The organism is Streptomyces sp. NPDC091412 (genome assembly GCF_044756885.1).
Taxonomy (GTDB): Bacteria; Actinomycetota; Actinomycetes; order Streptomycetales; family Streptomycetaceae; genus Streptomyces.
In genome coordinates this window covers 66,240-93,036 of record NZ_JBIVTV010000009.1, presented here as the reverse complement: position 1 = coordinate 93,036, position 26,797 = coordinate 66,240, and the positions used below count along the sequence as shown (strand labels likewise).

Sequence of the window (26,797 nt, the reverse complement as noted above, 5' to 3'; positions counted from 1 at the left end):
TCACAGCCGTCGCGCCCCTGATGCGCCCGGGCCGTTCCGGGGCAGCGGGTAGCGCAGCAGGACGCCCACACCCTCGTGCAGCCGCACCTCCCGCTCGGGCACCAGGACCAGTTCCGCCCTGGTGCCGACCAGCGCCCGGGTCAGCGCCGCGTCGGCGCGCTCCGCACGCACGTCCTGTACGCCATAGGAGCGCAACTCCTCTTCAGTCATGGCGAGTTGGCCGGCTCCCGGGCCGACCCACAGGCGCAGCGGCGACTCGGGGTGGTTGTTGAGGAACAGGGCCTTGACCCGGCCCCGTTGCAGGGCCGACACAGCGGCGGAAAGCCCCTCGGCCGTCGCTCCGCCGTGCGCCCGCTGGGCCAGGAAGACGTCCAGCAGGCCCCGGTCGTGCGCGGCCATGCGTCCGCTGAAGAGACTTTCGAGCCGCTGTTCCAGCAGGGCCCGCCCCGGCACCGACTCGCCCGTGCCCTCCACCGTGGTGACATGTCCGCGCAGCGGCGGGGGAAGCCGGTTGACGAGGATTCCGCGGGCCCAGACGTCTCCCGCGACGACCACCGCCTCGCAGTCGGTGCGCCGTGCGTGGCCCTCCAGCTCGCGGCCGATCACCTGGGCCGCCCGCGGCCAGTCGCCCACCGGGATCTCCTCGTGCAGGCGGTGCCCGGGCGCGACCTTGGTCAGGGGCCAGATGCCCGCCTCGGCGTCGACGCGCACGGTGCCGGTCGCGTCCGTGGAGTGACGTCCGCCGTAGCGGACGTGCACCGCCAGGTACGGGATCCCGGGCGCGTGCTGGACGATCAGCGGCATGGTGTCCGGCAGTGTTCCGAAGTGCGCCGTGTCCCGCGTGGGCGGCAGCGGCAGCTCGTCCAGCAGGGCCGCGTGGCCGTGCGCGGTGAACACCGCCTGCCCGTGCGGGCCGGGCACCTCCGTGTCGCTGCCCACCAGGTCGGCCACCGCGGTGATGGTGCTCCGGTCCGCCCCCTCGGACATCAGGGCGTCCCGCAGATGCCGCCACCGCAGTGCTATGGCCGTGTCGGGGTCCGCGACGGCGCTGTCGCGGGAGGTGTCCAGATACACCGACGCGAACGGACCGGACTGCTTGTACAGGGGTTCGAGGAAGGAAAGTCTCATGGTCGCTCCCGGCTGCACCGTCGCCCCGCGCCCACCCGTGCGGGCGGCGCGGGGTCTACAGTCCCTGGGCGAGCAGGAGCTCGTGGGCGAGGCGCGCTCCCTGGGCCGCCTCCCCGGGCGGGTTGTCCTGTGACGGGATGTTCTCCAGACCGCGGGCGAGCGCCCGTACGGCCTCCGCCAGCGTCGCCGTCTGTGCTTCCAGCCGACTCAGCCGGGCCTCCAGCTCGGGCGCGGCACCGGTTGCTGCGGCTGTGTGATTCTGCTTCATGTCCCGGGTCCTCACGGGTGCGGCAGGCCGGGATCGGGGGTCGGGCCTGTGCCGCGGAGCGGCGGACGGGCCTCTTCGCCGACGGCCCGACGTTCGAAGTCGCTCACGGCAACCTCCTGGCAAGCTCCCGGCCGGCTCGCCAGTCACCCACCTGGTCAGTCTCGCACCGATCCGACCGGCCTGCCGCCCCACACCGGGGACCGGGCTGCCCGGGCTGCACCGCCCGGCCGGCCACCCGACAATGGTCTCGGCGCACGATCCGCCCCGACGCGCAGGGGAAGGCGGTGACCTGTGATGACGTACGTCGCTGTGAGTGCGCTGAGCCATCCGGGACTGATCCGCGAGCACAACGAGGACAGCCTGGTCGCCGGGCCGTGGACCCTGTGCGCCACGATGACCGAGAATCCGCAGACGCTGGTGTTCCCCCTCGGGACGCCCCTCGTCGTCGCGGTCGCCGACGGGATCGGCGGCCAGCCCGGAGGCCACGTGGCCAGTGCCCTGGTGGTCCGGCAGCTCGCTCAGGCCGGGCCCGGCCTGACCGACGAGGACGACGTCCGCGAGGTGGTGCACGCCTGCAACCGCCGGGTGTACGCGGCCGCGGAAGGCGACGGACCGGCCACGATGGGCACCACCGTCGCGGGCGCCGTCGTCCTGCCCGGATCGCTGCTGGCGTTCAACGTGGGCGACAGCCGGATCTTCGCCGCGCCCCGGGACGGGCTGCTCCAGGTCAGCGTGGACGACAACCCTCCGCCCCCGCCGGGGCAGCGCACCACGTCGCTCCTGACCCAGGCCCTGGGCGGCGGCCTGAGGTACCACGCCGTCACCCCCCATGTGACGGCCTGTCCCCTCGCCCCGGGCGACCGCTACCTGATCTGCACCGACGGCCTGACCGACCCGGTGCCGAACGACGTCCTGGACGACGTGCTGCGGGAGTTCGACGACGGCCGGGCGGCCTTCGAACTGTGGAAGGCCGCCATCGAGGCCGGCGGGCCCGACAACATCACGCTCGCCGTGGTGCGGGTCGTGGAGCAGTGACCTCCCGTCGGCCCCACGGTCCGGGGGCTCAGCAGGAGAAGCCGTACCGCCCTCGCAGGCGTACGAAGCACGCGGGCGTGAGGGTCCGCCGCGGCTCCAATCCCCGCTCGGTGCGCAGGAAGGACACGACCTGCTCCCGGCCGCCGGACCCGATGGGCTGCACGAGGCGCCCGCCCGGACGCAGTTGCGCGACCAGCGGCGCGGGTACCTCCGGGAAGGCGGCGGACACGACGACCGCGTCGTAGGGAGCGCGGTCCGGCACCCCGCCGCTGCCGTCCCCGACGCGCAGCTCGATGTTCCGCAGGCCCTGACCGGCGAGGTTGCGCCGTGCCCGCTCCGCAATGTCCGGCCGCATCTCGACGGTCACGACGTCGGCGGCCAGTGCGGCGAGCAGCGCGGTCTGGAAGCCGAGTCCGGTACCGATCTCCAGGACGTGCTCGTCCCCGCTCAGGCCGAGGCCGTCGATCATCATGGCGGAGAGCGAGGGCTGGGTGGTCACCTGTCCGTGGCCGATCGGAAGGGGCACGTCGCGGTAGGCGTCCGCGCGGTGGACGGCGGGCACGAACGCCGCCCGGGGCGTCGCGCGGACGGCCCGGAGCAGCCGCTCGTCACCGACGCCGGCCGCGCGAGCGGCCCGCACGAGAGCCTCGGCCGGCTGGGCGGCTTCGGACATGGCACTTCTTTCCCTGCGGGGCCGGAGGGTGAGCATCCCGTCGGGCTCGCCCCCCGCAGTCATCGTCGCACCTGGCCCGCCGGACGGGTCGGTTCCTAGACTGGGAGACGTGGTTCGGGCCAACGAGGAGGTCGAGGCACTCCTCCAGGAGTACGCGGACCTCATCGCCATCACCGGAGGCGACGCGTTCAAGGCGCGGGCCTACGAGAAGGCCGCCCGCGCGATCGGCGGCCACCCCACCGACGTCTCCCGCCTCGATGTCGCGGGCCTGAAGGAGATCCCGGGCGTGGGCAGGTCGATCGCCGAGAAGGTCGTCGAGTACCTCCGCACCGGCAACGTCACGGTGGTGGAGGAGACGCGGGCCAGGATTCCGGCGGGGGTACGGCAGTTGATCACCATCCCCACCCTCGGGCCCAAGAAGGCGATGACCCTCTACGAGGACCTGCACATCTCCTCGGTGGCCGAGCTGGCCGACGCGATCAAGGCGGAGAAGCTGCGCGATCTGAAGGGCTTCGGGAAGAGGACCGAGGAGAACATCCTGCACGGCATCGCCCTGATGCAGCAGGCCGGGGAGCGGATCCTGCTGGGCACCGCCATGGAGTCCGCCGAGGACATCGTCGCCGAACTCTCCCGGATCACCGGGTGTGCGCAGTGCGCGTACGCGGGGTCGCTGCGCCGCATGAGGGAGACCATCGGGGACATCGACGTCCTCGTCGCCGCCGACCGGTCGGCGCCCTTCATGGACGCGCTCACCGAACTCCCCTCCACCGCCGAGGTCGTCGCGCACGGCGCGAAGAAGACCTCGATCCGTACCGTCACGGGCGTCCAGGTCGACCTGCGCGTGGTGCGACCGGACTCCTGGGGTGCCGGGATGCAGTACTTCACCGGCTCCAAGGCGCACAACATCCGCACCCGGACCATCGCCGTCCACCTGGGGTTGAAGCTCTCCGAGTACGGCCTGTTCGACGCCGGGAGCGGAGAGCGGGTCGCCTCCCGCTCGGAGGACGAGGTGTACGCGAGGCTCGGCCTGCCGTGGATCCCGCCCACGCTGCGCGAGGACCGGGGCGAGATCGAGGCCGGTCTGCGCGGCGAGCTGCCCGAGGTGGTCACGGAGGACGACGTCCGGGGTGACCTGCACACCCACACCGACCTCACCGACGGGCTCGCCCCGCTGGAGGAGATGGTGGCCGCGGCCGCCGACCGAGGCTACGCGTACTACGCGGTCACCGACCACGCGCCCGGCCTCGCCATGCAGCGCATGACCGAGGAGAAGGTCCTCGCCCAGCGCGAGCGGGTGCGGTCACTGGACGGCCGGCGCCGCGGGATGCGGCTGCTGCACGGCACCGAGCTCAACATCGGCCCGGACGGGGACGTGGACTGGCCCGGCGAGTTCCTCGCGGGCTTCGACATCTGCGTGGCCTCGGTGCACTCGCACTTCGGCCTCGGCCGTGAGGCGATGACCCGGCGGCTCGTGCGCGCCTGCGAGAACCCCCACGTCCATGTCCTCGGCCACCCCACCACCCGTCTGATCGGCAGGCGGCCGGGCATCGACGCCGACCTCGACGAGGTGTTCGCCGCCTGCGCCCGCACCGGCACGGCCCTGGAGATCAACGCCCAGCCGGACCGCCTCGACCTGGGCGACGAGGACATCCTGCGGGCCAGGAGCCACGGCGCGAAGTTCGCCGTCGACTCCGACGCCCACTCCCTCCTCCATCTCGCCTACCTGCGCTACGGAATCGGCACGGCCCAACGCGGATGGCTGACCCCGGACGATGTGATCAACACCTGGCCGCTGCGGCGGCTGCGCCGCTTCCTGCGCAAGGACCGGGCCGCCTGAGGTTCACCGGAGCCGGCGCTCCGCTCGGCCCCTGATTCCCCCGGGGCCCAACGGCCGCGGCCGTGACCGAACCGCCGGTGCGGTGCTTCGGTCACGGCCGCGGGACGGCTCGTGCGGGTGTCACGACTTGCGCGCGAGGCCCCCGTGCTCGGCGACGGGCGCCACGGCGGGGGCTTCGGGGTCCGGACGCCAGTGCGGAACCGAGACGACCCCGGGCTCCACGAGTTCCAGTCCGTCGAAGAACGCCGTGATCTGGTCGACGGTGCGCAGGTTGTACGGGATGGCGCCGCTCTTGTTGTAGCCCTCCTGGGCCGCTTCGAAGTCCGGGTCGGTGCCCAGGGACCCGTCGTTGATGGAGAGGTAGCTGCCGGACGGCAGTGCGTCCAGCAGCCGGGAGACGATGGAGCGTGCCTGGTCGTAATCGGCAACGTGACCAAGGATGTTGCTGAGGATGAGGCCGATGGGACGGCTGAAGTCCAGCGTGTCGGCGGCGGCCGCGAGGATGCGGTCCGGGTCCAGCACGTTGGCGTCGACGTAGGCGGTGGCCCCCTCCGGAGTGGAGTAGAGGAGGGCGCGCGCGTGGGCCAGGACCATCGGGTCGTTGTCGACGTAGACGATCCGGGACTCGGGGGCGATGCGCTGGGCGACCTCGTGGGTGTTGTCGGCCGTCGGCAGGCCGGTGCCGATGTCGAGGAACTGCCGGATGCCCGCCTCGGCGACCAGGTGGGTGATGTTGCGGCGCAGGAAGCCGCGGCTGCTGCGGGCGATGGTGACGATGCCGGGGAAGACGGCGGTGTAGGCGTCACCGGCCTCCTCGTCGACGGCGTAGTTGTCCTTGCCACCCAGCCAGTAGTTCCAGATCCGAGCCGAGTGCGGCACCGTCGTGTCGATCTTCTGGTGCGCCGCCGGGTCGGGGCTCGTCGCGGGGTGGGTCATGGGTACCGTCCGTTCTCCGTCTCGCGGGTTGTCCAACGACAAACTACGTTCCGAAAGCCCTGCTGTGCACGCCAGTTCACGTTTCCGCCGGTGGTTTTCCCGAAAGATCGCGACCTCGGCGGCGGGTCGGCACCCGCGACCGCGCGCGGGGCGTCCCGGCCGTCCCTACGCCATCCCCCGGCGGCGCAGAAGCAGCCACAGTTCCGCGGTGACGTCCGGGTCGGTGAGATCCACGCCGAGCAGCGCCTGGCAGCGCGAGACGCGGTGCCGGAGCGTGTTGCGGTGGACGCCGAGCGCACGGGAGGCCGCCTCCCACTGACCGTGATGGCGCAGGTAGCCGACGAGGGCCTGGCGCAGGACATCGGTCAGCCGGTCGCAGGCGGCGGCCATGCGCGCGGCCGGATCGCCGCCGTACGGTCCCGCCGACGGGTGGGCCAGCAGCCGGGTTCCCGGGGCGAGGTCCGCCAGCGTCGCGGCGGCGACCGCGCGGACGGCCGGTGCCCGCCCGACCGGGACCACCTCCGTCAGGACGGCCGCGGCGTCGGCGTCCGCCCGCCGTACCGCGTCCTCCAGGCACGCGGTCGGGGGATGGTCCGCGGGGACCAGGAACCAGGCCGCTCGGTCGTCCGTCCGGACGGCGATCGCCTCCGGGCACCAGCGGCGGACCACTCCGGTGAGGACGTCGCTCGCCCGGCCCCTCATCGCCAGGACGCGCAATCGGTCCGGCGGGCTCGGTGCCCGTACCGCGCCCGCGAGCCTCCGCGCGGCGTCCAGGTGCCCGAAGTCGACCAGCAGTCCGACGCAGCGCTGTCCCTCGTCGGCCACGGATTCGGCGCGCGAACCGCGCACCGCGTCCAGGCTCAGCAAAGCCGACGCCGTCAGCACGGCTCTGCGCCTCGTGGGATCCAGCGGCGTCGAGGTGCCGACCGCGAGGAACCCCGCGGCCCGCTCGTGCCCGGCCAGCGGGAACACGATCACCGCTCCCGACCCGGTCGCGAACGAGGCGGCGGAGTGCGCTCCGGCGCCCTCCAGCCGCACGATCTCCCCGCGTACCCGCGCGGCCTGTTCGGCGGCTCCGGCGGGGAACACCTGGTCCACCTCGCCCGCCGGTGTGTAGGCCGCCGCCCAGGCGTCGAGCGACCGGCCGAGGGTGCGCAGGACCGTGGCGACGGGGTCGGCGGAGGCGGCCGCGTCGACGAGCGCCCGCTGCGTCGCCAGGACGTCCTTGAGGTGCTGCTCGGCCGTGCGGGAGACGGCGGCCCAGTAGGCCTTCGTGATACGCAGGAACGGCGTGGGCGGCGGGACGGTGAGCAGGCACAGTCCCCGCTTCCGGCAGGCCGCCAGGAGCGGCGCCGGAACCTCCGCGTGCACCGGGCCGAGGCCGAGCGCCAGCGCGGTCAGCTCGGCCTCGACCAGGCGGCCGACGTACCGTTCGCAGCCGAGCTTGTTCCGGGGCAGGGACAGGCCCGTCGTCAGCAGCAGCTCCCCGCCGCTCAGATAGCCGGTCGGGTCGAGGAGTTCGCTGATGTGCACGGCCGACACCTCCCGCGTGGAGGCGGCGAACCCCTCGGCCGGCGCGAGATCCGTACCGAGGGCCCGACACAGTGAGGCCACCGTCGGAACCGTCACGGCTGCTCCTGCGCGGGAACCGTCACGAATGCTCCTGTGCGATCTGGCCAATACGAGCCCTGCGAGGTGCATTTTAACCAATGAGAGATCCGCGCCTTCTCCGTACGGTCGTCCCGTCCCGAGCGAACGGAGAATGGTCATGCCCGTCGATCCGCCCGCGGCACCGCTCGACGGCCTGGTCGTCGCCGACTTCAGCCGCGTCCTGGCCGGCCCGCTGGCCTCGGTGATGCTGGCGGACCTGGGGGCCACCGTCATCAAGGTGGAGCGCCCGGGCTCCGGCGACGACACCCGTGCCTGGGGTCCGCCGTGGACGGACCACTCCAGCAGCTACTTCGAGTGCGCCAACCGCTCGAAGCGGTCCGTGACCCTCGACCTGTCCGACCCGGAGGACCTCCGGCTGGCCCGGACACTGGCCGGGCGGGCCGACGTCCTGGTGGAGAACTTCAAGGACGGCGCCCTCGCCGCACGGGGACTCGACTACGAATCCGTCCGCCGCACGAACCCGGGCGTCGTGTACTGCTCGGTGACCGGCTTCGGCCGCCACGGCGGCGCGGCGCTGGCGGGCTACGACTTCCTCGTCCAGGCACTGGGCGGTCTGATGAGCATCACCGGCGACCCCGACGGCGACCCGCAGAAGGTCGGCGTGGCCCTGGTCGACGTACTGACCGCCAAGGACGCGACCATCGGCATCCTGGCGGCGCTGCGGGCCCGCGAGCAAAGCGGCCGGGGCCAGCGGGTGGAGGTCAACCTCCTGTCCAGCCTGCTGGGTTCGCTGGCGAACCAGGCCTCGGCGTATCTGGCCACCGGCCGCGCCCCGGGACGGATGGGCAACGCGCACCCGTCCATCGCCCCGTACGAGACGCTGCGCTGCGCGGACGGCCTGCTGGCCATGGCGTGCGGGAACGACGGGCAGTTCCGCCGGCTGGCCGAGGTGCTGCACGCGCCGGACCTGGCCGACGACGAACGCTTCGCGACCAACCCGGCCCGTGTGCGCAACCGCCGCGAGCTCGTCCTGGCGCTCGAGGAACACCTGACGCGCGAGACGGTCGAGACCTGGATCGAGCGGTGCACCGCGGTCGGCGTTCCGGCCGGAAGGGTCGGCACCGTCGCCGACGGCATCGCCCTGGCCGAGTCGCTCGGCCTCGAACCGACCGTCCGGGTCGGCCCCTCGTCGCCGCCCCAGATCCGGCACCCCGTCACGTACTCGGCCACCCCGGTCACCGGCTACCGGCCGCCGCCCCGTCTCGGCGAGCACAGTGACGACGTGCGCCGCTGGCTCACCGACCCGACCCACTGATCCGCCACAGGAGAAGACCGCATGAACGCACCGGCCACACTGCCCCCGCTCGACCCCCGCGACCCCGCCGGCCTGCACGACCTGCTCACCCCCGAGGAGAAGGCGGTGGCCGCCTCGGTGCGCCAGCTCTGCGGCCAGCGCGTCGACCCCTTCGTGGCGGACTGGTTCGAGCAGGGCACCATTCCCGACATCCGCGGCCTGGCCAAGGAGCTCGGCGCGCTGGGCGTGCTCGGCATGCACCTGGAGGGCTACGGCTGCGCGGGCATGTCGGCCACCGAGTACGGCGTGGCCTGCCTCGAACTGGAGGCCTCCGACTCCGGTATCCGCTCGCTGGTCTCGGTGCAGGGCTCGCTGGCGATGTTCGCCATCTGGAAGTGGGGCACCGAGGAGCAGAAGCGGCAGTGGCTGCCGTCCATGGCCGCCGGTGAGGCGATCGGCTGCTTCGGCCTCACCGAGCCCGACGCCGGCTCCGACCCCGGCAGCATGCGCACCCGGGCGCGGCGCGACGGCGACGACTGGATCCTCGACGGCCGCAAGATGTGGATCACCAACGGCAGCGTGGCCGACGTGGCCGTGGTCTGGGCCGGGACCGACGAGGGCGTGCGCGGCTTCGTGGTGCCCACCGACACCCCGGGCTTCTCGGCCCCGGAGATCAAGCACAAGCTGTCCCTGCGCGCCTCGGTCACCAGCGAGCTGGTCCTGGACGGGGTGCGCCTTCCCGCGGACGCCGTGCTCCCCGAGGTCCGGGGTCTGAAGGGCCCGCTCAGCTGCCTCAACGAGGCCCGCTACGGCATCGTCTGGGGAGCGATGGGCGCGGCCCGGTCGTCGCTGTACGCCGCCCAGTCCTACGCGGTGGAGCGGACCCAGTTCGGCAAGCCGATCGGGGCGTTCCAGCTGACCCAGCAGAAGCTGGCCGACATGTACCTCGAGTACACCAAGGGCGTGCTCCTGGCGCTGCACCTGGGCCGGCGCAAGGACGCCGGCACGCTGCGGCCCGAGCAGGTGAGCCTGGGCAAGCTCAACAACGTGCGCGAGGCACTGGACATCTGCCGCACCGCCCGCACGGTCCTCGGGGCGAACGGCATCTCCCTGGAATATCCCGTCATCCGGCACATGAACAACCTGGAGTCCGTGCTGACCTACGAGGGCACCGTCGAGATGCACACGCTCGTCGTCGGGCAGGCGGTCACGGGACACGCGGCGTTCCGGTGAGATCGGGTGGAGGCGGTCCTTCCACTGCTCCCTCCATGACCAAAATTTGTCTGCTTTGCCCGTATAAGACGGGTCATAAGGATAGAAAGGGACTTATCGCGGTGCGGTGAAAGTTGCCACAGCGGCATCGGGCGGCCTATAAGAGGAGCACGACCGGAGTGATTCCGGAATTCGGGCAACTGCCCGCTACGGAGGATTCCCATGCTTCTGACTCCGTCCGATACGGAGAAATTGCTGCTGAGCGTCGCCGGAATGGTCGCCCGTGACCGGCGGGAGCGCGGCGTGCTCCTCAATTACCCCGAGGCCGTCGCGCTCCTTTCCTGCTGGGTGATGGAGCGGGCCCGCGAGGGCGCCCTCGTCAGCGATCTGATGGCCGAGGGGCGCACCGTCCTCACCCGCGCCGAAGTACTCGAAGGCGTCCCCGAGATACTGCACGACGTCCAGGTCGAGGCGACCTTCCCGGACGGGCGCAAGCTCGTCACGATCACCTCGCCGATCCCGTGATCCCCGGCGAGATCCGGACCGGTTCCGGCGTACTGCACATCAATGAGAACCGCGCACGGCTTCAGATGACCGTGGTGAATGACGGTGACCGCCCCATTCAGCTCGGATCGCATCTGCATTTCCCCGACGCGAATCCCTCACTTTCTTTTGACCGGTCACTTGCCGAGGGTTTCCGGCTCGATATTCCCGCCGGCACGTCCCTGCGTTTCGAGCCCGGAGTCGGCGTCGAGGTCACCCTCGTCGAACTGGGCGGCCGCCGGGAGGTGCCCGGCATCGTCGTGCCCGGCACCCGGACCGCACGAACGGACGACATGTGACATGGCAGAACTGACCCGCGCCGCCTACGCGTCGCTCTACGGGCCCACCACCGGCGACCGCGTCCGCCTCGCCGACACCGACCTGTGGATCGAGGTCGAGGAGGACCGCTGCTTCGGCGGCGACGAGTCCGTGTTCGGCGGTGGCAAGTCCCTGCGCGAATCCATGGGCCAGGCCACCGCCTCACGCGCCGACGGCGCCCTCGACCTCGTCATCACCAACGCCGTCGTCCTCGACCACTGGGGCGTCGTCAAGGCGGACGTCGGTGTCCGGGCGGGCAGGATCGTGGCGCTCGGGCGCTCCGGCAACCCCGACATCAGCGACGGTGTGCACCCCGACCTGGTGATCGGACCCGGCACCGACGTGGTCTCCGGCGAGGGCCGCATCCTCACCGCCGGAGCCGTCGACACCCACGTCCACTTCCTGATGCCCGAGGCCCTGCACGAGGCCCTGGCCACCGGCACGACCACCGTCATCGGCGGCGGCACCGGCGCCACCGAGGCGTCCAAGGCCACCACGGTCACCCCCGGCCCGTGGAACCTCGCGATGATGCACCGCTCGCTGGACCGGGTGCCGCTCAACGTCATGCTGTTCGGCAAGGGTTCGACCGTCGGCGAGGACGGCCTGCGCGAAGCGGCGCTCGGCGGCGCCGGCGGCTACAAGGTCCACGAGGACTGGGGCGCGACGCCCGCCGCCATCGACGCCGCGCTGAAGGCCGCCGACGCCTACGGCCTCCAGGTCGCCCTGCACGCCGACAGCCTCAACGAGGCCGGCTACGTCGAAGGCACCCTCGCCGCCATCGCCGGACGCGGTATCCACGTCTTCCACGCGGAGGGCGCGGGCGGCGGCCACGCACCCGACATCATCACCGTCGCCTCCCACCCCAACATCCTTCCGGCGTCGACCAATCCGACGCTTCCGCACACCGTCAACACCGTCGCCGAGCACCTCGACATGCTGATGGTGTGCCACCACCTGAACCCGCGGGTGCCGGAGGACCTGGCCTTCGCGGAGTCCCGCATCCGCGCGACCACCATCGCCGCCGAGGACGTCCTGCACGACATCGGCGCCCTGTCCATCACCTCCTCCGACGCCCAGGCCATGGGGCGCATCGGTGAGGTCGTCTGCCGCACCTGGCAGGTCGCCCACACCATGAAGCGGCGCTTCGGCGACCGGGGCGGCGAACTTCCCGCCGACAACGAACGCGCCCGCCGCTACGTCGCCAAGTACACGATCTGCCCCGCCGTCGCCCACGGCATCGACCACGTCGTCGGCTCCGTCGAGCCGGGCAAGCTCGCCGACCTGGTGCTGTGGGACCCGGCCTTCTTCGGCATCCGCCCGGCCGCAGTGATCAAGGGCGGCATGGTGGTGTACGCGCCGCTCGGCGACCCCAACGCCGCGATCCCCACCACCCAGCCCGTCCTGCTGCGGCCCACCGCCGCGGCCGGCGCGGCCCCGCACCTGTCGGTCAGCTTCGTCGCCCCGGCGGCCCTGGAGGACGGCCTGGCCGAACGTCTCGGCCTCGTAAGGGAGTTGGTCGCCGTGCGGCCCACCCGTCACCTCACCAAGGCGGACCTGCCGAACAACACGGCGCTGCCGGACATCGACGTCGACCCGGAGACGTTCGCCATCCGGATCGACGGCGCGCTCGTCGAGCCCTCCCCCGCCACCGAACTGCCGCTCGCCCAGCGGTACGCGATGTTCTGATGCCGGGCCTGGCACCCCTGCTGCTGGGCGACGGGCGGCTCCCGGTCGGCGCGTACACCTACAGCGCCGGACTGGAACCGGCCGTCGCGGCGGGCCTCACCCGCGACGACGTACCCGCGCTGCTGCGCGCCCGGCTGCGCACCGCGGCCGTCACCGAGGCGGCCGCGGCCGTCCTCGCCCTGCGGGCCGCCCGGGCGGACCCGGTGGACTACGAGCCCGTACAGCGGGCCCTCGCCGCCCGCACCCCGGCGGCGCCGCTGCGGGAGGCGTCGGCGACGCTCGGCCGCGGGGTGCACCGCCTCGCGCGGCGGCTGGCCCCGGACCACCCGGCCGTCACCGCGCTGTCGTCGATCCGTCCCCGCCCGCTGCGGCCGGTCACGCTCGGCGCGCTCGGAGCCGTCATGGACGTCTCCGAGGAGGAGTTGGCGCACGGCGTGATCTACGACGAACTCCAGACGATCACCTCGGCGGCCCTGAAGCTGCTGCCCGGCGACCCCCTCGACACGGTCGCCTGGATCCTCGCCGCCGAGCCGGACGCCACGGCCGCGGCGCACGAGGCCCTCGCGGTACGGAACCCGGCCGGACTGCCCGCCCGTACCCCCCTGCTCACCGAACAGTGGGCACTCGAACACGCACGACGAGAACGGAGACTCTTCCTTGCCTGACCAGCAGCCCGACCAGCACCACCACCGGCCGTCCGGCACCCCGCGCGCCCTGCGACTCGGCGTCGCGGGCCCCGTCGGCACCGGCAAGAGCTCGATCCTGGCCACGCTGTGCCGTGAGCTGGCCGGCGAACTCGCCATGGCCGTCGTCACCAACGACATCTACACCGACGAGGACGCCCGCTTCCTGCGCTCGGCCGGCGTGCTGCCGACGGAGCGCATCCGCGCGGTGGAGACGGGCGCGTGTCCGCACACCGCGATCCGCGACGACGTCAGCGCCAACCTCGACGCGGTCGAGGACCTGGAGGAGGCGTTCGGGCCGCTGGACCTGGTGCTCGTGGAGAGCGGCGGCGACAACCTCACCGCCACCTTCAGCCCGGCCCTGGCCGACGCCCAGCTGTTCTGCATCGACGTCGCGGGCGGCGGCGACGTGGCACGCAAGGGCGGCCCCGGCATCACCGGCGCCGACCTGCTGATCGTCAACAAGACCGATCTGGCGGCGCACGTCGAGGTCGACGTGGACGCCATGGTCGCCGACGCCCGGAGTGCCCGGGGCGGTCTGCCGGTCCTCGCGCTGTCCAGGAAGGACCCGGCCTCGATCGCCGAACTCGCCGACTGGGTACGCTCGTTGCTCGCACGCCACCGGGCCGGCACTCATGTCCCCACCGACCCGGGACCGATGGCACCGCACAGCCACAGCCACGACTCGTGACCGGGGGCACGGTGGCCCACGGTGAGCCGGCCGACCCCACGGTCGTCGCCGTGGAGCGGGAGGGCGCCGGCCGCCCGCTCGTCCGCGAACTGCGCCCCGGCGCCTTCCTCGCCCCCCGCCCCCTGCTGCCGTCCCCCGACCGGGTGCGGATGGCCCTGGTCGGCACCCGGGCCGGCCTGCTCGCGGGAGACGACCTGCTCCTGCACATCTCGGTCGGCCCCGGGGCCCGCCTGGAACTGATCGAGCCGTCCGGCCTGGTCGCCTACGACCACCGCGGCGGCACCTCGCGGTGGCGGGCCCGGGTCCACATCGCCGAGGACGGCGAACTGGTCTGGCACGGCAAGCCGTTCGTGGTCGGCGACGGCGCCCGAGTGGAACGCTCGATGGACGTCGCGCTGGCGGCCGGGGCCCGGATGCTGTGGCGGGACACCCTGGTCCTGGGGCGTTCCGGCGAGCGGGGCGGCAGCGTACGGGCGACCACACACGTCACCCACGACGGGCACGACCTGCTGGTCGAGGACCTGGACCTGACGGAGCCGGACCTGCGCGAGCTCCCGGGCGTCCTCGGCCCCCACCGCGTCATCGGCTCGGTCACCTGCCTCGGCTCCCGTCCCCGCGGACCGCACCACCCGTACCGCATGGAGCTGGCGGGGCCGGGGGCTCAGGTGCGGCTGCTGGACACGGTGGCACCGGCGATCGAGGCGGAACTGGCGACCGTCTGGGCGAGCTGGCGGAGCCGCTGACACCGGCCGTCCCGGCCGTACGGCCCGCAGGGCCGGCCCCACCGGCGGCCGGTCCGGCAGCCACCGGCACGGTTGCGCGTGACGGCGGCGGCCGGCCTCCTCGATGACCTGCTGACCGGCACACGGGGGTCGCGGTACCGTCCAGCGAGACGACCACACCGCACCGCCGAGGCCCGGTCCGCCCGGGCGAGGGGAGCACCGCATGAGCGAGTCCACCCACCAGGCAGTCGCCGAGCCCGACGACGGCGGCCGGACCGATCCGCTCGTCCAGCTGTCCCTGGAGCAGTTGCGGCAGCGGTCCAGCATGAAGTGGCGCGCGCACCCGGAGGACGTCCTGCCGCTGTGGGTGGCGGAGATGGACGTCCCCCTGGCACCCGCGGTCGCCGACACCCTGCACCGGGCCGTCGCGCTGGGAGACACCGGATACCCCCACGGCACCGGCTACGCCGAGGCCCTCGCCGCCTTCGCCGCCACGCGATGGGGGTGGGACGGCCTGCGCGTGGAGAACACGGCGCTCGTGCCCGACGTGATGATGGGCATCGTCGAGATCCTCCGCCTCGTCACCGGCCCCGGCGACGCGGTCGTCGTCTGCTCACCCGTCTACCCCCCGTTCTACGCGTTCGTCACGCACGCCGGCCGGGAGGTCGTCGAAGCCCGTCTCGGCCCCGACCTGCGAATCGACCTCGCCGGACTCGAGGACGCCTTCATACGCGCGCGGCGCGACGGCCGCCGCGCGGCGTTCCTGATGAGCAACCCGCACAACCCGACCGGTGTCGTCCACACCCGCGCGGAACTCGAGGCGATCGCCGCGCTCGCCCGCGGACACGGTGTCCGGGTGGTCTCCGACGAGATCCACGCCCCGCTGGTGCTGCCCGGCGCCGTCTTCACGCCCTTCCTCGGCGTTCCCGGCTCGGAGAACGGCTTCGCGCTGACCTCCGCGTCCAAGGCATGGAACCTGGCCGGTCTCAAGGCCGCCGTGGCCATGGCCGGCACCGAGGCCGCGGACGACCTGCGCCGGATGCCCGAGGAGGTCGGCCACGGCCCCAGCCATCTGGGCATCCTCGCCCACACGGCGGCGTTCCGCGACGCGGGCGACTGGCTCGACGAGCTGCTGCTCGGGCTCGACGCCAACCGGAACCTGCTGGGCGAACTGGTGAAGGAACACCTCCCGGACGTGGGGTACGTCCCGCCCCAGGGCACCTACCTCGCCTGGCTCGACTGCACCGGGCTGGGACTGCACGACGACCGTCCCACCGGCGGACCCGGCATCGTGAGCGACCTCGCCGGACCGGCGAGGCTGTTCCTGGACGAAGCTCGCGTCGCCCTCAGCTCCGGACACGTCTTCGGCAGCGGCGGCGCGGGATGCGTACGCCTCAACTTCGCGACCTCACCGGCGATCCTGCGTCAAGCGCTCACGCGCATGGGCCGCGCGGTAGCCGGCCTCGGGCGGGCTCCCCGCTCCTGACGCCGCCAGTAGCACCCGGAGTCGACCCCCAGCCGCTCCGCCGGGCGGGTGGCGGTCGACGGGGCGTACTTCCGGGGCAGCCCGCCCACGCGCACGCGCACCGGACGCGCCGGGGCGTGCAGCCCCTCGGTATCCGGAAATCCGGAACCGCCCCGGTCATGGCCGGACGTGAACTGCGGGCCGTCGGCCCATTGCTCGTGGCGAATGCGCTGTATACGGTGTGTGCACTGCATCCAATGGGAGCGGGGAACACGGACGGCCGCAGTGGCACAGAGGAAAGGGGTTCATCCCATGCACGCTTCCGGCACAGCCGAGCACTACGACGTCCTCGTCGTCGGCGGGGGCGCCGCCGGCTCCGCCGCCGCCTGGCAGCTGACGAAGCGCGGCCACCGCGTCTGCCTGCTGGAACGGTTCGCACCCGGGCACCGGGCCGGCAGCTCGCACGGCAGGTCGCGGCTGCTGCGGCTGACCTACACGGATCCTCTGTACGCGCGGATGGCCGCCGAGGCGCTGCGCATGTGGCACCGGCTCGAGTCCGAGAGCGGCGGCGACCTGATCTCCACCGTGGGGGCCGTGGACGGCGGCCGCGCGGAGCGTCTGGAGCAGGCCGCCGCCGCGCTGGCCGACGAGGGAGCCGACTTCGAGGTGCTCACCGAGCACCAGGCGCGGTCACGCTGGCCGCAGCTCGCCCTGCCGGGTGACGTGCTGTTCCACCCGGACGCCGCCCGCGTCGACCCCGACGCGACGCTCCCGGCGCTCCAGCACCTCGCCGCCCGTTCCGGCTGCCGGATCCTGTACGACACACCGGTGACCGCGCTGGAGACCGACGCGGACGGAGTCCGTGCCCGCACGCCCGCGGGCACGTTCACCGCACCTGTCGCGGTCGTCACCGTCGGCCCGTGGACGAGCCGGCTGCTCGACGGTCTCGTCACGCTGCCGGAGCTGACGGTGACCCAAGAACAGGTCTTCCACCTGCCGCAGCGCGATCCGGACGCCGTCTGGCCCGCCTTCAGCTTTCAGCACGAGGACGGAGGCATCGTCTACGGCATGCCCACGGCCGACGAGGGCGTCAAGGTCGCCGAACACCTCGGCGGACGGGTCGTGGACCCGGATACCCGGGACGGGATCGTGGACGCCGCCGCCCGCGGCCGGGTCCTGGCGTTCGCGGCGGAGCGGCTGCCCGGTCTGGAACCGGTCGTCTCCACGGAGACGACCTGCCTCTACACCAACACGGCCGACGAGGACTTCCTGCTGGACCGGGTGGGTCCGCTGGTCGTCGGCACGGCCTGCTCCGGGCACGGCTTCAAGTTCACGCCGCTGCTGGGCCGGATGCTCGCCGACCTCGCGGAGGGCGACACCGAGCCCCACCCGCGCTTCCGGCTCCCCTCCCCCGCACCGGCCGACCGCGCCTGACCGTCACGAGAACCCGGAGGCGGGCCACCGGCCTCCGGGTTCTCGTCGGCTTGAACGATCAGCTCTTGCCGAGGAGCTTGTTCATCTCCTCGATCTCGGCTTTCTGCGCGGTGATGATGTCGTCGGCCGTCTTCCTGGCGGGCCCGTAACGGCCGTTGGTCTTCTCGGTCGTGGCCATCTCCACGGCGCCCTCGTGGTGCTCGGCCATCATGGTCAGGAACATCCTGTCGAAGTCCGCACCGGACGCCTTCGCCAGCTTGTTCGTGTCCTGACCGTCCATCATCCTGGGCATGCCCGCGTGACCGGAGTGGTCCATACCCGGCATGGCGGAGGGCACCTTCGCGCCCCAGGACTCCAGCCAGCCGGACATCGTCGCGATCTCCGGGTCCTGGGCCTTCTCGATGCGGGTGGCCAGGTCCTTGACCTCGGCGGAGGACGCCCGGGTGGCGGCCGTCCGCGCCATCAGGACGGCCTGCTGGTGGTGCGGGATCATGCCCTGCGCGAAGGACACGTCCGCGTCGTTGTGGGCGCCGGCCGTGCGCTCGGCGCTCGCCGCCGAGGACGACGTCCGCGCGTCGGCGCCGCTTCCGGAGCCGTCGCCGCTGCCGCAGGCGGCGAGAGCGAGGGCGGCGGTCACGGCCGTCGTGACGAGCGCGGCACGGCGGACGAGGGAACGGGTACTGGTCATGGTGGTACTCCTGCGATGCGCGAAGGATGCTGCGCCGGTGGGGCGCGGGACATGGCGGAGTGCCGCGGCGGCCCCCGGGGGCGGGCGCGGCGCGGCCTTGTCCTAGATCCGCAGGAGTTGCAGTTCGGCCAGCGTGGGCGGCGCGCGTCCGCCCTCCACGGCGGCGGCAAAGGACCCGTGCCCGCCGAAGGCGAGCGGGACCGGGCCCACGGGGTCGGGCATCAGGGCGGGAAGAACCGGGCCCGCGTCAAGGGCTCCGGACGCACACGTCGAGTCCGCGTGACGGACGTGCCCGCCACCGCCGCCGTCGTCGTGGCAGACGGACTCGTCGCCGCCCGTCACCATGCCCCTGTGCGCCGAGGCGGCGGAGGCGTGACGAGCGCCGACGGCTGCCGCACCGCCCGGCGCGAGGGCGTGCATCCCCAACAGCCCGGCCAGCAGCCCGAGCACCAGCAGTGCCCGCCACCGCCCCACGGGCGGTCGCTCACGGCGCTGTTGTGCACGGGCTGTCACGGCACTCATCCTACGGACACCCGGCAGCCGCACTGAGGCGGCCGTGTTCCCGAGGCCTCCGTCCGGCCGATGTGCGCGGCCAGGGCCTGAAGCAGGGCCACAGCGGCCATACGCGTCACCGGATGGGCGACTGCCGTGCGAAGCACGGCCCATGAGGCCGACGAGGCGTGCGGGGCCGGTGGATGCGTCATCATCGGGTCCCTTCGGTCACGAGGGGTGAGCCGAGGGCGTCCGTCGCCCCCGGAGGAACGGCGGACGCCCTGCCGCGATGCCCGCGCACCGCTCACGGCTCCCGGCTCCCGGCTCCCGGCTCCCGGCTCCCGGCTCCCGGCTCCCGGCGGGAGGTCAGTGGCCGATGGCCCGGAAACGGCGCAGGCGCAGGCTGTTGCCGACCACGAAGACCGAGGAGAAGGCCATCGCGGCGCCCGCGATCATCGGGTTGAGCAGTCCGGCCGCGGCCAGCGGAAGCGCGGCGACGTTGTAGGCGAAGGCCCAGAAGAGGTTGGAGCGGATGGTGCCCAGCGTCCTGCGGGCAAGACGTATGGCGTCGGCCGCGACCCGGAGGTCTCCGCGGACCAGGGTCAGGTCTCCGGCCTCGATCGCGGCGTCCGTGCCGGTGCCCATCGCCAGGCCCAGATCGGCCTGGGCGAGTGCCGCCGCGTCGTTGACGCCGTCGCCGACCATGGCGACCGAACGCCCCTCGCCCTGAAGTCGCTTGACGACGTCGACCTTGTCCTGCGGCAGGACCTCGGCGATGACGTGCTCGGGTGCGATGCCCGTCTGAGCCGCGACGGCCTCGGCGACGGCCCGGTTGTCGCCGGTGAGCAGCACGGGGGTCAGGCCGAGGGCACGCAGCCGGCGGATGGCCTCGGGGCTGGTCTCCTTGACCGCGTCGGCGACTTCGAGCACGGCACGCGCCTCGCCGTCCCAGGCGACCGCGACGGCCGTACGACCGGCCGCCTCGGCGGCCTCCTTGGCGCGTCGCAGACCGTCGGGCAGGGACATCGCCCACTCGGCCAGCAACTGCTCGCGCCCGACGAGGACGGCGTGCCCCTCGACGACTCCCTGGACACCGAATCCGGCGATGTTGGCGAAGTCCTCCGGGACCGGCAGGGTGCCCACGCGGTCCGCGGCTCCGGTGGCGACCGCCTGGGCGATCGGGTGCTCGGAGGCGTGTTCCAGGGCGCCGGCGAGCCGCAGGACGTCCGTCTCGTCGGTGCCGTCGGCCGGGTGCACGGCCAGCAGGGTCATCCGGCCGGTGGTGACGGTGCCGGTCTTGTCCAGGACGACGGTGTCGACCTTGCGCGTGCTCTCCAGGACCTCGGGACCCTTGATGAGGATGCCCAGTTGCGCGCCGCGCCCGGTGCCGACCATGAGGGCGGTCGGGGTGGCGAGCCCCAGGGCGCACGGGCAGGCGATGATCAGGACGGCGACCGCGGCGGTGAAGGCGGCGGTCAGTCCCGCGCCGTCGACGAGCCAGAAGCCGAGCGTGCCCAGGGCCAGCGCCATGACGACGGGAACGAAGACTCCGGAGATCCTGTCGGCGAGCCGCTGCGCCGCGGCCTTGCCGTTCTGGGCGTCCTCCACCAGCGTGGCCATCCGGGCGAGTTGGGTGTCGGAGCCGACCCGGGTGGCCTCGACGACCAGCCGTCCGCCCGCGTTCAGGGTGGCGCCGGTGACGGCGTCCCCGACGGTGACCTCGACCGGGACGGACTCGCCGGTGAGCATCGAGGCGTCCACGGCAGAAGCGCCCTCGACGACGGTGCCGTCGGTGGCGATCTTCTCGCCGGGGCGGACGAGGAAGCGGTCGCCGACCTTCAACTCCGCTACCGGTATGCGTTCTTCGCGCTCGCCGCGGAGAACGGTGACTTCCTTCGCGCCCAGCTCCAGCAGAGCCCTGAGCGCCGCGCCGGCCTTGCGCTTGGACCGGGCTTCGAAGTAGCGGCCGGCGAGGATGAACGCGGTCACGCCGGCCGCGGCCTCCAGGTAGATGTTCCCGGCGCCGTCGCTGCGGGCGATGGTCAGCTCGAAGGGGTGGGTCATGCCGGGCATGCCCGCGGTGCCGAAGAACAGCGCCCACACCGACCACAGGAACGCCGCCGAGGTGCCGACGGAGATCAGCGTGTCCATGGTGGCGGCGCCATGACGGGCGTTGGTCCAGGCGGCCCTGTGGAACGGCCAGGCGGCGTACGTCACCACGGGGGCCGCCAGGGTCAGGGACAGCCACTGCCAGTACTCGAACTGGAGGGGCGGGATCATCGCCATCGCGATCACCGGCACGGCGAGCACGACCGCGGTGGTCAACCGCTGCCGGAGCGGCTGGAGTTCGTCGGGGCCCTCCCCCGCGGGGCCTGCCGAGCGGTCGGCCCGCTCCGGCTCGGCACGAAGGGGCTCGGGTTCGCGCGCGGTGTAACCGGTGGCCTCGACCGTGGCGATCAGGTCGGTCACGGCGACATCCTCACGGAAGGTGACTTTCGCCTTCTCGGTGGCGTAGTTGACGGTCGCCTCGACGCCGTCCATGCGGTTGAGCTTCTTCTCGATGCGGGCGGCGCACGAGGCGCAGGTCATGCCGCCGATGGCGAGTTCTACCTCGGCGGCACCTGGCGTGGTGGTGGTCATGTCTGTTCCTCGCAGCTCACGGTCACGGCGGGTGCGGATGGCGGGTGGGGCGGGGCCGGGGCGCCCCCGCCCGGTGATGTGCGGTCAGGTGCCGACGCGGCCGGCATAGTCGTAGCCGGCCTCGTCCACGGTCTCGGCGAGCAGCGACTCGAACGTCGCGTCGGGGGCGGCGGCGGTCGTCACCGTGACGAGCCCCGTGCCGATCTCGACCTCCACGGCGATGACGTCGTCGAGCGCGCCCACGGCTTGGCGACGACACCCTGGCAGTGGGCGCTGCCGACACCGTCCACCTTGTAGACGGTCCTGATCCGGGCGTCGGTGTGGCAGCTTCCCTCGGGCGTGCAGCAGCCGGACATCGTTTCCTCCTCGTCTCATCGGATACCCCAGGGGGGTACCCGGCACGCGTACATGTATACCCCCCACCCGTATTCAAGGCAAGGAATCACCCTCTCTGAATCAATACCCCATGGGGGTATCTGACGTGCGTCGAGCCGCCCATGAACATCCACAGGCGAGACCGACGACAGGGCGCGGTGGGAGCGCGCGGTGGGAGAAGGGGACGGTGAAGCACCGGGCCCGTCCGCCCCGGGACGGACGTGGAGGTGCGCCTGGCCCCGCCGGACGGCCGGGGCCAGGCGCGAGCCGCCTACTCAGTCACTCAGTGCGCGCCACGCCCGCCCAGCAGGCCGGCGATCTGTGAGCGGACGACTTCCCACGTGGCGGCGGGCAGCTCACCGAGGGCCGTCCCGCGCAACCCGCTCAGGACCTCATCCACGTCGGTGGCGCGCAGGGCACTTCCGCTGAGCACGTCATAGCCATCGCGGACGGCGACCCTCAGCCGGTCGCCGTCGTCGTCGGCATGCACCGCCGAGGCGACCACGAGGGGCGGCGGTCCGCCCGCCTCGCCGTCCAGCTTGCGGTAGGCGCAGGCGACCGGCTCGCGCCAACGGAGGCTGAGCAGGACGGGCCGCTTGGCCACCACCTCGGACAGATCGGCCTCACGGACGCCTTCGGGCTCCAGCACCATCGCGCGGGCGTCCAGGACGAGCGCGGCGGGCAGCAGGCAGCGCAGCGTACTGCCGACGAGGTTGCCGCCGACCGTCGCCGTCCGCCGCACGGCACCGGTGCCCACCGTGGCGGCCGCCAGCCGCAGCACGCCGGGAACCCGCTCGTCGATCAGGTTCAGGACCACGGCGCCGCCCAGGGTCCGCCGCCCCACGACGTTGGCCTCCGGCAATTCGCGCAGGGACATGGCCAGTTCGGGGAATCCGTCGCGCTGCCAGGTGGCCCAGACGAGGGTCGCCCCGCCGATCGGGACGGCCCCCTCGGCCAGGCACTCCCGTGCTTCGGACACGGACGTGGGCAGACGCAACAGCACAGCGACCGACCTGCCTTCCTGGGACGCCGGACGAAGGCGGCGGGCAGTGCCACAGCTCCCTGCCCGTCGGCAGGCAGTTTTGTCGACCGGGCGGGGGCGCGCACAGGGCTCACACGAGCACGCGTGCGCCGGCAGCGGCGCCGCGTCGCGCGTCCCGCCCGACTCTCACCGGCCCGACCGATCTGATCGGCCCGATCTCCCGGCGCCGGCCGTTCGCCGCGAACTCGATGGGCACACGATGTGCGCTTACGATGGGCACATCGGCTCGTAGGGCTTGAACGAGGGCCTTGAACCTTGGACAAGGACTCATTTCCCAGGGCCCGGGTGTTCAGTGGCACCGCCGCCTGCCGGCCGGGCGCCCTACGCCGCTCGGCACGCGCGTCTCAGCATGCGCTTCCCAGCATCGCCAAGGAGCATTGCCATGGCTGCTCAGTCCGCCTCAATCGTCCTGGAGCGCCCGGCGCAGGAACTCGCCGACGCGACCTCGAAGCACCCCTTCCTGTACGAGATGGAACCCGCCCAAGCACGCAGGGTCCTCGACGACCTTCAGGCCGCGCCGGTCGACAAACTCCCGGTCGACGAGGAGTGGATCACCGTACCGGCCGCTGTGGGCGACGTACGGGTGCGCATCGTCAAGCCGCAGGGCGTCACCGGGACGCTGCCCGTCGTGGTGTACATGCACGGCGGCGGCTGGGTGCTGGGCAACGCCGGCACCCACGACCGGCTGGTGCGGGAGTTGGCGGTCGGCGCCCGTACCGCCGTGGCCTTCGTGGAGTACACGCCCTCCCCGGAGGCGCGCTACCCCGTGGCCATCGAACAGGGCTACGCCGCGGCGCAGTGGATCACGCGTGAGGGAGAGTCCATGGGGCTGGACGCCCGGCGCATGGCGGTGGCCGGCGAGTCGGTCGGTGGGAACATGACGGCGGCGCTCGCCCTGATGGCCAAGGAGCGCGGCGACGTCAGGTTCGTGCACCAGTCGATGTACTACCCGGTCACCGACGCGGCGATGGACACCGACTCCTACGACCAGTTCGCCACCGGCTACTACCTCAGCCGCAAGCTGATGGAGTGGTTCTGGGACGCCTACACCACCGACCCGGAACAGCGCGCGGAGATCACCGCGTCCCCCAACCGCGCGACCCCCGAGCAGCTCACCGGTCTGCCCCCCGCCCTGCTGGTCGTCGACGAGGCCGACGTGCTGCGCGACGAGGGCGAGGCGTATGCCGCCAAGCTGCGTGCCGCCGGCGTCCCGGTCACCACGGTGCGCTACGACGGCACGGTGCACGACTTCATGATGCTCAACTCGCTCAGCCGGTCCAAGGCCACCCGAGCGGCCATCGACCAGGCCGTCATGTTCCTGCGCGAAGCCCTCGGAACGGCTGACACCCCCGGAACGGCTTAGCGCCTGTCCCTTGGGAGCCCTGGCTCCGGTCGGCGTGGGTTCCGGCGCGGGTGAGGAGCGGGGCGACGTCGCCACGTCCCGAACCGCGGAAGTCGGGACCCGGCGTCCCGCGGGCCGCGGCCCGCACGTGACCGCGCCGCCGGCGACTCACCGTCCTGCGGGCCGCGTCCTCACTCGATTCCGTACCGCGTGGCGATGCCGTCGATCACGAGTTCCAGTCCCTCCGCGAAGTGCTGCTCGTAGTCCGCGAAGATCTCCACGCCCGCGGCGGCGGACAGCGGGAAGTCGGCCATCATCCGGGCGCGTTCCCCGATGTCGAAGCCCTCGCGCCGTTCGTCGGGCAGCGGCTCGACGCCCTGCTCCTCGGTGACGAAGCCGAGCGTGTAGAGATACGTGGTCGTAGTCGCGCGCACCGCCTGGGCGAGCGTGAAGCCGGCGGCCGTGAACAGACGCAGGTTGTCCTCCATCTGCTCGGCGTGCTCCATGCCGGTGAAACGTGAGCCGCTGAAGACCTTCGCGCCGTCGCGGTAGCCGCGCAGCGCCTCGCGCAGACCGTGGTTCGACTTGCGCAGCCGTTCCTGCCAGGTGTCCGCGGGGTCGAGAGGGGTCCCCGCGATCATCCGGCGGTACATCTCCGTGGCCATCTCGTCGAGCAGGGCCTGCTTGTCCTTGAAGTGCCAGTACAGGGCGGGTGCCTTGACGCCCAGCTCGCGGCCGATGGCGCTCAGCGTCAGGCCCGCCAGGCCCACCTCGTTCAGGAGGGCCAGGGCGGCGTCCGCGACCCGCTTGCGGTCGAGAGGCAGGCGTGGTTCCGAGTTCACGCTTGACAGTTTAACGGCGTTAAGTCCATCGTCTGACAGACCGAACTTAACGGCGTTAAGGAGCATCGGCACATGACCGCACAGGTGGACGTACTGATCGTGGGCGCGGGCCCCAGCGGACTGACCCTCGGTATCGATCTGGCCCGGCGAGGGGTGGACGCGCTCGTCGTCGAGCGGGCCGACGGGCTGTTTCCCGGCTCGCGGGGCAAGGGGATCCAGCCGCGCACCCTGGAGGTCTTCGACGACCTCGGCGTCCTGGACGCGATCCGCGCGGCCGGCGGCACCTATCCGGTCGGGATGATCTGGCAGAACGGGCGGCGGACGGGCGAACACCGGATGTTCGAACCGGTGCAAGCGACCGAGGACTCGCCGTACGCGGAAGGGTGGATGGTGCCGCAGTGGCGCACGCAGCGGATCCTGCTGGCACGGCTGGAGGAGCTGGGCGGGCGGGTCGTCTTCGGCCGGGAGGTCGTCGGTCTCGCTCAGGACGAGGCCGGGGTGACCGTGCGTTTCGTCTCCGGCGCCGCTCTGACGGCGAGGTACGTGGTCGCCGCCGACGGGGGCCGCTCGACGGTGCGCCGGGCGCTGGGCATCGGCATGACGGGCGAGACGGTCGATCCGAGCCCGATGCTGGTGGCTGACGTCCGCATCACCGGTCTGGACCGCGACAACTGGCACATCTTCCCGGCCGGCGGAGAGGGCGACGGCTTCATGGCGATCTGCCCGCTCGCGGGTACGGAGGACTTCCAGGTCGTGGCCGGGTTCCCGGAAGGCACCGTGGTGGACCTGTCCCTCGACGGCATGCGCCAGGTCGTCGCCGCCCGTTCGCATCTCGCCCCGCAGGACGTGACCGAGGTGCGGTGGGCCTCGGACTTCCGCCCGCGGGCGGCCCTGGCGGACCGCTTCCGCGAGGGCCGGGTCTTCCTCGCCGGGGACGCCGCGCACATCCACTCGCCGGCCGGCGGCCAGGGCCTCAACACCAGCGTGCAGGACGCCTGCAACCTGGGCTGGAAGCTGGGCGCGGTGCTGCGGGACGGGGTGCCCGACTCCCTCCTCGGCACCTACGAGGAGGAACGGCGCCCGAGCGCCGCCGACATGCTCGCGCTGTCGACGAGCGTTCACCGCGGCGAGACCCGCCGCGGCGGGGCGACCCGCCAACTCGGCCTCGGCTACCGGGCCTCCTCCCTCACGGAGGAAACCCGCCGGTCCCCGGGCCCCGTGCGGGCGGGCGACCGTGCGCCGGACGGGACGGTGGGCGGGATCCGGCTGTTCGACGCGTTCCGGGGTCCGCACTGGACCCTGCTGACGACGGACGGGGACACGGCGCACCAGGGGTACGGCGCGGGGGTGTTCCTCATCCGCCCGGACGGCTACGTGGGCTGGGCGGGAGAGACCACGCAGGGGCTGGCGGAGTACGCGGGGCGCGTGGGGGCCGAGGGCGCGCACCGGATCCCGTAGCGAGCAGGACCGGACGCCTGTCCGGGCTCGCCATCCGAATACTGGACATGATCGGCCGCGATCCGGGAAGACCCCAGGCCGGCCCGCGCAGCTGGTTCGCCCCGCCCGCCACGCGGGACGCGTCGCAAGAGGGAACCCGGTGGGAATCCGGGACTGCCCCGCACCGGTGAGCGGGAACGACCGCCGTCCTACGCACTGGGCCCGAGGAGGGCCTGGGAAGCGATGGCCGCGCCCACCTGCCTCCGCGCCTCCGCGCCTCCGCACCCGCGAAACTCCTGGTCAGCCGGACAGTTGGGACGAACTCACACATCCGACCCCCGGGTGACCGGAGGCTCTATTGCGACTACTATGCAAAAGCATTTGGTCAGCATTAAGGATGTGA

Annotated in this window: 25 protein-coding genes and 1 riboswitch; of the genes, 14 read left to right on the top strand and 11 right to left on the bottom strand. The window is 72.6% G+C overall.

Annotated features, from left to right (window positions below; translation table 11 throughout):
- Positions 1 to 1,128: a hypothetical protein gene (locus ACIQMV_RS22490; RefSeq protein WP_402594984.1), complete on the bottom strand. Its 1,128-nt coding sequence runs from the start codon at positions 1,126 to 1,128 to the stop codon at positions 1 to 3.
- 55 nt (positions 1,129 to 1,183) lie between these two features.
- Entirely contained in the window at positions 1,184 to 1,396 is a 213-nt protein-coding gene (locus ACIQMV_RS22485; protein WP_141355588.1) for a hypothetical protein, read from the bottom strand.
- Positions 1,397 to 1,690: 294 nt separating this feature from the next.
- Between ACIQMV_RS22485 and ACIQMV_RS22480 the strand changes: the two genes are divergently transcribed.
- On the top strand, positions 1,691 to 2,431 hold the full coding sequence (locus tag ACIQMV_RS22480; protein WP_402594982.1) for a PP2C family protein-serine/threonine phosphatase: 741 nt from the start codon (positions 1,691 to 1,693) through the stop codon (positions 2,429 to 2,431).
- 28 nt (positions 2,432 to 2,459) lie between these two features.
- Here the strand turns inward: ACIQMV_RS22480 and ACIQMV_RS22475 are convergent, their stop codons facing one another.
- Positions 2,460 to 3,104, bottom strand: coding sequence for a protein-L-isoaspartate(D-aspartate) O-methyltransferase (locus ACIQMV_RS22475; protein WP_141355592.1), 645 nt, complete (start codon positions 3,102 to 3,104; stop codon positions 2,460 to 2,462).
- A gap of 109 nt (positions 3,105 to 3,213) precedes the next feature.
- Between ACIQMV_RS22475 and polX the strand changes: the two genes are divergently transcribed.
- Positions 3,214 to 4,941, top strand: a complete 1,728-nt coding sequence (polX, locus tag ACIQMV_RS22470; RefSeq protein WP_402594980.1) for a DNA polymerase/3'-5' exonuclease PolX — start codon at positions 3,214 to 3,216, stop codon at positions 4,939 to 4,941.
- 120 nt (positions 4,942 to 5,061) lie between these two features.
- Here polX and ACIQMV_RS22465 read toward each other — a convergent pair whose 3' ends face one another.
- Together ACIQMV_RS22465 and ACIQMV_RS22460 are read right to left on the bottom strand one after the other, a co-directional pair.
- Complete coding sequence (locus ACIQMV_RS22465; protein ID WP_402594978.1) at positions 5,062 to 5,877, bottom strand: SAM-dependent methyltransferase; 816 nt, start codon at positions 5,875 to 5,877, stop codon at positions 5,062 to 5,064.
- Positions 5,878 to 6,042: 165 nt separating this feature from the next.
- Positions 6,043 to 7,506 (bottom strand): PucR family transcriptional regulator, encoded by a 1,464-nt coding sequence (locus ACIQMV_RS22460; RefSeq protein WP_402594976.1) that lies wholly within the window; start codon positions 7,504 to 7,506, stop codon positions 6,043 to 6,045.
- Positions 7,507 to 7,645: 139 nt separating this feature from the next.
- On the opposite strand from ACIQMV_RS22460, the gene ACIQMV_RS22455 reads away from it, so the two are divergent.
- The 10 genes from ACIQMV_RS22455 to solA all read left to right on the top strand — a co-directional run bounded on the left by ACIQMV_RS22455 (position 7,646) and on the right by solA (position 17,536).
- The gene (locus tag ACIQMV_RS22455; protein ID WP_402594975.1) at positions 7,646 to 8,803 is read left to right on the top strand and encodes a CaiB/BaiF CoA transferase family protein; all 1,158 of its coding nucleotides are present in this window, start codon (positions 7,646 to 7,648) and stop codon (positions 8,801 to 8,803) included.
- Positions 8,804 to 8,824: 21 nt separating this feature from the next.
- Positions 8,825 to 10,015: an acyl-CoA dehydrogenase family protein gene (locus ACIQMV_RS22450; RefSeq protein WP_402594973.1), complete on the top strand. Its 1,191-nt coding sequence runs from the start codon at positions 8,825 to 8,827 to the stop codon at positions 10,013 to 10,015.
- 201 nt (positions 10,016 to 10,216) lie between these two features.
- Positions 10,217 to 10,519 (top strand): urease subunit gamma, encoded by a 303-nt coding sequence (locus ACIQMV_RS22445; protein ID WP_402594971.1) that lies wholly within the window; start codon positions 10,217 to 10,219, stop codon positions 10,517 to 10,519.
- The gene (gene ureB, locus ACIQMV_RS22440) at positions 10,516 to 10,836 is read left to right on the top strand and encodes an urease subunit beta (protein WP_141355605.1); all 321 of its coding nucleotides are present in this window, start codon (positions 10,516 to 10,518) and stop codon (positions 10,834 to 10,836) included. Before ACIQMV_RS22445 ends, ureB begins: the two co-directional genes overlap by 4 nt.
- 1 nt (position 10,837) lies before the next feature.
- Entirely contained in the window at positions 10,838 to 12,541 is a 1,704-nt protein-coding gene (locus ACIQMV_RS22435; RefSeq protein WP_402594969.1) for an urease subunit alpha, read from the top strand.
- Positions 12,541 to 13,206, top strand: a complete 666-nt coding sequence (locus ACIQMV_RS22430) for an urease accessory protein UreF (protein WP_141355609.1) — start codon at positions 12,541 to 12,543, stop codon at positions 13,204 to 13,206. Before ACIQMV_RS22435 ends, ACIQMV_RS22430 begins: the two co-directional genes overlap by 1 nt.
- Entirely contained in the window at positions 13,199 to 13,915 is a 717-nt protein-coding gene (gene ureG, locus ACIQMV_RS22425) for an urease accessory protein UreG (protein WP_402594967.1), read from the top strand. The genes ACIQMV_RS22430 and ureG overlap by 8 nt, the downstream gene beginning before the upstream one ends.
- On the top strand, positions 13,912 to 14,658 hold the full coding sequence (locus ACIQMV_RS22420) for an urease accessory protein UreD (protein WP_402594965.1): 747 nt from the start codon (positions 13,912 to 13,914) through the stop codon (positions 14,656 to 14,658). Before ureG ends, ACIQMV_RS22420 begins: the two co-directional genes overlap by 4 nt.
- 202 nt (positions 14,659 to 14,860) lie before the next feature.
- Complete coding sequence (locus ACIQMV_RS22415; protein ID WP_402594963.1) at positions 14,861 to 16,123, top strand: MalY/PatB family protein; 1,263 nt, start codon at positions 14,861 to 14,863, stop codon at positions 16,121 to 16,123.
- Between the two features lie 291 nt (positions 16,124 to 16,414).
- Positions 16,415 to 17,536, top strand: a complete 1,122-nt coding sequence (solA, locus tag ACIQMV_RS22410; protein ID WP_402594961.1) for an N-methyl-L-tryptophan oxidase — start codon at positions 16,415 to 16,417, stop codon at positions 17,534 to 17,536.
- 58 nt (positions 17,537 to 17,594) lie between these two features.
- Here the strand turns inward: solA and ACIQMV_RS22405 are convergent, their stop codons facing one another.
- The 5 genes from ACIQMV_RS22405 to ACIQMV_RS22385 form a co-directional block, all read right to left on the bottom strand.
- Positions 17,595 to 18,224, bottom strand: coding sequence for a DUF305 domain-containing protein (locus tag ACIQMV_RS22405; protein ID WP_402594959.1), 630 nt, complete (start codon positions 18,222 to 18,224; stop codon positions 17,595 to 17,597).
- Between the two features lie 102 nt (positions 18,225 to 18,326).
- Positions 18,327 to 18,746 (bottom strand): DUF6153 family protein, encoded by a 420-nt coding sequence (locus ACIQMV_RS22400; protein WP_172632762.1) that lies wholly within the window; start codon positions 18,744 to 18,746, stop codon positions 18,327 to 18,329.
- A gap of 336 nt (positions 18,747 to 19,082) precedes the next feature.
- Positions 19,083 to 21,356, bottom strand: coding sequence for a heavy metal translocating P-type ATPase (locus ACIQMV_RS22395; protein WP_402594957.1), 2,274 nt, complete (start codon positions 21,354 to 21,356; stop codon positions 19,083 to 19,085).
- 84 nt (positions 21,357 to 21,440) lie between these two features.
- The gene (locus ACIQMV_RS22390; protein ID WP_402594955.1) at positions 21,441 to 21,599 is read right to left on the bottom strand and encodes a hypothetical protein; all 159 of its coding nucleotides are present in this window, start codon (positions 21,597 to 21,599) and stop codon (positions 21,441 to 21,443) included.
- Positions 21,600 to 22,014: 415 nt separating this feature from the next.
- A complete protein-coding gene (locus ACIQMV_RS22385) occupies positions 22,015 to 22,734 on the bottom strand; it encodes an FAD binding domain-containing protein (RefSeq protein ID WP_402594953.1) in 720 nt (239 codons plus the stop codon).
- A 421-nt stretch (positions 22,735 to 23,155) separates the two neighbouring features.
- Here ACIQMV_RS22385 and ACIQMV_RS22380 point away from each other — a divergent pair, with 421 nt between their 5' ends.
- Complete coding sequence (locus tag ACIQMV_RS22380) at positions 23,156 to 24,136, top strand: alpha/beta hydrolase (protein WP_402594951.1); 981 nt, start codon at positions 23,156 to 23,158, stop codon at positions 24,134 to 24,136.
- A 170-nt stretch (positions 24,137 to 24,306) separates the two neighbouring features.
- Here ACIQMV_RS22380 and ACIQMV_RS22375 read toward each other — a convergent pair whose 3' ends face one another.
- Positions 24,307 to 24,957, bottom strand: a complete 651-nt coding sequence (locus ACIQMV_RS22375) for a TetR/AcrR family transcriptional regulator C-terminal domain-containing protein (protein WP_401778525.1) — start codon at positions 24,955 to 24,957, stop codon at positions 24,307 to 24,309.
- 72 nt (positions 24,958 to 25,029) lie between these two features.
- Between ACIQMV_RS22375 and ACIQMV_RS22370 the strand changes: the two genes are divergently transcribed.
- Positions 25,030 to 26,415, top strand: a complete 1,386-nt coding sequence (locus ACIQMV_RS22370) for an FAD-dependent oxidoreductase (protein WP_402594950.1) — start codon at positions 25,030 to 25,032, stop codon at positions 26,413 to 26,415.
- Between the two features lie 126 nt (positions 26,416 to 26,541).
- Positions 26,542 to 26,673, top strand: a riboswitch (cobalamin riboswitch).
- Positions 26,674 to 26,797 lie beyond the last annotated feature (124 nt).